Raw genomic sequence first — 5,385 nt, 5'->3', positions numbered from 1 at the left:
ACGCCTGTCGCTTTGAGCGCCGATCCGGCGTGGCGCGCTCGTATTGAACGCGGCGCCGAATTCCTGCGCCGCCACCTGGCCCAGGGCGCAACCGTCTATGGTGTCAACACCGGTTATGGCGACTCATGCGTGGTCGATGTACCCATGGAACTGGTCGAAGTCCTGCCCTTGCAACTGCTGCGATATCACGGCTGCGGCATGGGTCAGCATCTCGACGACGCGCAGACGCTCGCCGTCATCGCCGCGCGGCTCAATTCGCTGGCATACGGGTTTTCTGGCGTGCGGCATGTGCTGCTTGAACGGCTCGCCGACCTGATCAATCATCGCGTGTTGCCGCGGATTCCATCGGAGGGATCGGTGGGGGCGAGTGGTGACCTGACGCCATTGTCCTACGTGGCGGCCGCGCTGGTTGGCGAGCGCGATGTACGCTTCCGCGACGAGCTATGCGATGCCCGCAGCGTCTGGATTCAGCTCGGCTACACACCGCTTACGCTCGCGCCGAAAGAAGGCCTTGCGCTGATGAACGGCACGGCGGTCATGACCGGCCTCGCGTGCCTCGCGTTCGCCCGAGCGGGTCATCTTACGCGGCTCGCAGCACGCCTGACCGCGTTGTCCACTGTCGCGCTCGACGGCCGCGCCGCGCACTTCGACCCGATGCTGTTCGAAGTCAAACCGCACGCAGGGCAGGCCGAAGCCGCGGCATGGATTCGCGAGGATCTCGATGGCCGCGAGGACACGCCGGGGCATCGCCTGCAGGATCGCTATTCCATTCGCTGTGCGCCGCACGTCATTGGCGTGGCGCGCGATGCGCTGTCATGGGTGCGTCGCGATGTCGAGAACGAGCTGAACAGCGCGAACGATAATCCGCTGATCGATCCCGACGGTGAACGCGTGCTGCATGGCGGCAACTTCTACGGCGGGCACATTGCCTTCGCGATGGACGCGCTGAAAGTGGCGGTCGCTAATCTTGCCGACCTGATGGATCGCCAGCTGGCGCTGCTCGTCGACGATAAATTCAACAACGGCCTGCCGCGCAGCTTGTCGGGCGCGGCGCCTGAGCGGGCATCGATCAATCACGGCTTCAAGGCGGTGCAGATATCGTCGTCGGCATGGACCGCGGAAGCGCTCAAGCTGACCATGCCTGCTAGCGTGTTCTCGCGCTCGACCGAAGCGCATAACCAGGACAAGGTGAGCATGGGTACGATCGCTGCCCGCGATTGCCTGCGTATCCTGGAGCTGACCGAGCAGGTCGCTGCGGCCCACACGCTTGCTACTGTCCAGGCTGCGCGCTTGCGTCTGCGCATCAACGATACGACGCCCATCCCCCCGCCGTTGCTTGGCTTCATGGAGAGCGTGACGGCTGGATCGCCGTTCGTCGATGAAGACCGCGCGCTCGAAAGCGACCTGCGCGCACTGACTGCGCGGATCGCGGCGTGCGACCTCGTGGGGGATGTTTTTGGAGGGAATCGGCATGAGTGAAGCTGCGGTCCCTAAAGTACTCACGGCGAGCGCGATAGTAGAAGTACCGTTCCACGACGTCGACGCCATGAACGTCTGCTGGCATGGCCACTACCTAAAATACTTCGAGATCGGCCGGGCCGCGCTGCTGCGTTTGTTCGACTACGACTATCGCGAGATGCAGGCGTCGGGATATTTCTGGCCCATCGTCGAAGTGCATCTCAAGTACGTGCGTCCCGCTACCTACGGGCAGCAGATCGAGGTACGCGCGCAATTGCTCGAATATCAAAACCGTTTGAAGATTGGCTACGAGATTGTCGATGCCGCTTCAGGTGAGCGGTTGACGAAGGGCTATACGATCCAGGTTGCTGTTGACGCCGCGACGCAGGAACTGCAGTTCGTGTCGCCGCCCGTGGTCTTCGAGAAACTGGAGCGCGCATGGGCACGTTGAGTTTGCGCAATCTCAGTGTTGCGTTGTCTATCGGCTTCTGCGTGCCCGCGCTCGCGGCTCAGCCTGCCCCAGCGAGCAATACAGGTCTCGTTTCGCAGATAGCGGCGCATCTCGCCCAAGCCAAGGGCGTTCGCGCGCAGTTCACGCAAACTCAAACGCTTGCCGCGATGAAACAGCCGCTCGTCAGCACGGGCTCGCTGGTTTTTTTCCGTGAACGCGGCGTGATCTGGCAAATCGATACACCGTACAAAGCGACCTACGTCATCACCGATACCGGCGTGAGCGAAGTCAACGCCAACGGCCAGCGCACGAACACGAATAGCGGCAGTGGCGTGCGCGGCGTGGCGCAAGTTTCGCGGATGATGCGCGCAATGCTGGGTGGCGATCTCTCGGCGCTCTACGCACAATTCGACGTGCACGCGGACGGCACCGCGGCGCAATGGCGTATGCAACTGACGCCGAATCAACCGCAACTCGCGCAGTCGATCAAGGGCCTGGAGATGAGCGGCGGGGATTACCTGCAGGCGCTGCGCATTACGCTTGCGAATGGCGACGTCACACGTATCGATTTTGCGAACAGCGCAGCGGTGAGTGAGTTGCCTCCGGCGGATCGCACGCTGTTCGGAGCGCCGTGATGCAGGTGCCGCAACCACGGGTCGCTAAACCGGCGTGGGGCATGCGCGTTGGTTGGCTGCTGCTCGCGCTCGCGGCTACGCTTTATTGCGTGTGGCGATTCGCCGGGCCGTCGCCGCTGCAGACGAACCTGCTTGCGTTGTTACCCGCAACAGAGGCTGATCCGGTCGCTGAAAAAGCCGTCGATACTCTGGCTACTGCGCTGGGTGATCGCACGGTTTTCCTCGTAACCAGCAGCGATGCAGCGCACGCCAAAGCCGCGGCGAAGCAGCTTGGAGCGACGTTGTCGGCAAGCGGAGCCTTCGGCTCGGTGACGGCAGAGTTGCCTCCATTCGATTTATCGAAGATTGCCGGGCTGTACATGCCGTATCGATTCGGCTTGCTTGCGCCGGCCGATCGTGCCGCGCTTGCAGACGGCACGGTTTCGTTGCGCGACACACTCGCGCGACGCCTCTATAGCCCGCTGCACAGCGGGCTCGCCACTCAACTCGCCGACGATCCGTTCGGCTGGCTCGAACACTGGCTTGCGGGCTTGCCTCTGGCGACCTCGAACCTGGAAGTTGAAGACAGTTTGCTGGTGGCCCATCGAGGCAATGCGACCAGCGTTCTCGTAATGGCGACGTTACCTGGTTCGGCATACGAATCAAAGGTCCAGCATGCAGTCCATGAAGCGGTGACGCGCGGCGAAAGCGCTCTAAAGCAAAGCTTCCCAGATGTCACTTTAGACCGTACCGGCGCTGTTTTTTACGCGGAGGCGGCGCGCGCTGCCTCGGAGCGCGAAGTGCATCTGATTGGTGTCGCGTCGCTCTGCGGGATTGCGTTGCTGATGTTGTGGGTATTCCGTTCGCCGCGGCTGATCCTGCTCGGCTTTGTCTCGACGGCGCTCGGCATTGTCTGCGCGCTCGCCGCCACCATGCTGATATTCGGCAAGCTGCATCTGCTGACGTTGGTGTTCGGCGCGAGCCTTATCGGGGAGGCAGTCGACTATTCGATCCAGTACTTCGTCGTCTATCTCGCGGCAGGGCGTGACTGGGATGCACAGCGCGGCGTGCGTGCCGTGAAGCCAGCGCTGATGGTCGCGCTGGCGACAAGCCTGCTGGGTTACGCCATCCTCACGTGGGTACCGTTCCCGGCGCTCAAGCAGATCGCGTGTTTCGCGATTGTGGGTATCTGTACGGCGTTCGCGTCGGTGCTGTGGCTATTGCCAACCTTGCTGGTGCGTCCGGCCAAGCGCAGTCCGCAGCGCGTATTCGCCGGGGCGGCACGTCTGCTTGGCGCATGGCGCGCAGTGATCGGCGGGCGACGAGCGTGGGGCGTGGCGGCTCTCGTGCTGATTGTTGCCATACCTGGCTGGCTGCGCCTCACGAGCGACGACGACATCCATCTGTTGATCCAGCGCGATCCGGCGCTCATGGCGCAGGAACAGAAGGTCCGCGACGCGGTCGGTTTCGATAACAGCACGCAGTTCTTCGTCGTGCGCGGCGAGACGCCCGAGATCGTGCTGGAGCGCGCCGAAGCGCTGGGCACAAAGCTCGATGGTTTGACGGGTGCGGCCAAGTTGAGTAGCTGGCAATCGATAACCTCGTTCGTCCCGTCGGCGAAGCGGCAGGGCGAGGACCATGCGTTGCTTGGTCAACACGTATTCAACGATCCATCCGCGTTGCGTGCGACGCTTGTTCAAGCCGGTTTCCGCGATGAAGTCGCTGACGCGTGGCTCGCGGCCTACGCGAAATCGGACCATGCCGTACTGAGCGTCGATAGCTGGCTTGCAGCGCCATGGTCGCAGCCGTTCCGTCACTTGTGGCTTGGCAGAGTCGACACGGCATCAACGTCGGGCGGTTATGCCTCCGTCGTGATTCCGCAGGGCGTCACACCGGCGAACGAGCCTGTGCTGATATCCACTGCACATGCTTTACCGGGCGTCACTTTCGTCGACAAAGCCTTGAGCGTATCGACGCTGTTCGGCGCTTATCGTGTCGATAGCGGCCTCTGGCTCGCAGGCGCGCTGCTAAGCGTGCTCTTGCTGATGATGGCGCGCTACCGGCCGCTTGGCGGCATTGTCGTCACGCTGCCCGTCTTGCTCGCGGTCGGTGTGACACTCGCCGTATTCGGCTATGCAGGCGTGCCGCTGAATCTGTTTAACTGGCTCGCCTTGATGCTCGTACTCGGGGTAGGCGCAAACTATGCCGTGTTCCTGCGCGAAGGCGCCGCGCGCTCGGACGCCAATCTTGGCGCGGTGTGGACAGGCGTGCTGCTGTCGGCGGCAACAACCTTGCTTTCCTTCGGCCTGCTCGCGATGAGCGCGATGCCCGCGCTGAGGAGTTTCGGCGCGACGCTTGGGGCTGGCATCGCGGTATCGGTGCTGCTTGCGCCAATAGGCATGCCATCTGAACGAAGGAGGGCCGCATGAATGGGCCACGGGTTTATCTGCATGCGCTGGGGATGATCAATGCGCTCGGTGATAGGGTTGACACGATCGTGCCGGCGCTCGCAGCCGGCGTTGCGCCGGGCATGGGAACGATCCATACCGGCATTGGCGATACCTTTGCCGGCAGCGTGACAGCGCCGCTCGATCTCGCGCCTCCGGAATCACTTTCGCGTTACGACTGCCGCAATAATCGGCTGCTGCTTGCCGCGCTCGCGCAGATCGCACCGGCGGTTGACGCTGCTCGCGAACGTTACGGCGCGCATCGGATTGGCGTGGTGCTTGGCACGAGCACATCGGGAATTGAAGCGGCCGAGGCTGCGTTCGTGTATCAGGCGCAAGCAGGCAAATTGCCGGTGAGCTTCGACTACCGGCAGGTCGAAATTGGCACGGTGGCGCCATTCGCCGCCGCAGCGCT

General features: G+C 62.8%; 4 protein-coding genes and 1 pseudogene. All 5 read left to right on the top strand.

Annotation, left to right across the window (positions count from 1 at the left end; all coding sequences use genetic code 11):
• Positions 1–1,479, top strand: a 1,479-nt coding sequence (locus JWR14_RS07715) for an aromatic amino acid ammonia-lyase (RefSeq protein WP_299703980.1), incomplete at its 5' end; no start/stop codon positions are given.
• On the top strand, positions 1,472–1,909 hold the full coding sequence (locus JWR14_RS07710) for a thioesterase family protein (protein WP_299703977.1): 438 nt from the start codon (positions 1,472–1,474) through the stop codon (positions 1,907–1,909). The genes JWR14_RS07715 and JWR14_RS07710, both read left to right, overlap by 8 nt.
• Positions 1,897–2,544 (top strand): outer membrane lipoprotein carrier protein LolA, encoded by a 648-nt coding sequence (locus JWR14_RS07705; protein WP_299703974.1) that lies wholly within the window; start codon positions 1,897–1,899, stop codon positions 2,542–2,544. Before JWR14_RS07710 ends, JWR14_RS07705 begins: the two co-directional genes overlap by 13 nt.
• The gene (locus JWR14_RS07700) at positions 2,544–4,952 is read left to right on the top strand and encodes an MMPL family transporter (RefSeq protein WP_299703969.1); all 2,409 of its coding nucleotides are present in this window, start codon (positions 2,544–2,546) and stop codon (positions 4,950–4,952) included. The genes JWR14_RS07705 and JWR14_RS07700 overlap by 1 nt, the downstream gene beginning before the upstream one ends.
• Positions 4,949–5,385, top strand: a pseudogene (locus tag JWR14_RS07695) (beta-ketoacyl-[acyl-carrier-protein] synthase II); the annotation flags it as partial. The gene JWR14_RS07700 and the pseudogene JWR14_RS07695, both read left to right, overlap by 4 nt.

The organism is Caballeronia sp., from assembly GCF_028292365.1.
Classification (GTDB): domain Bacteria; phylum Pseudomonadota; class Gammaproteobacteria; order Burkholderiales; family Burkholderiaceae; genus Caballeronia.
This window is presented reverse-complemented; position numbering and strand designations above follow the sequence as displayed.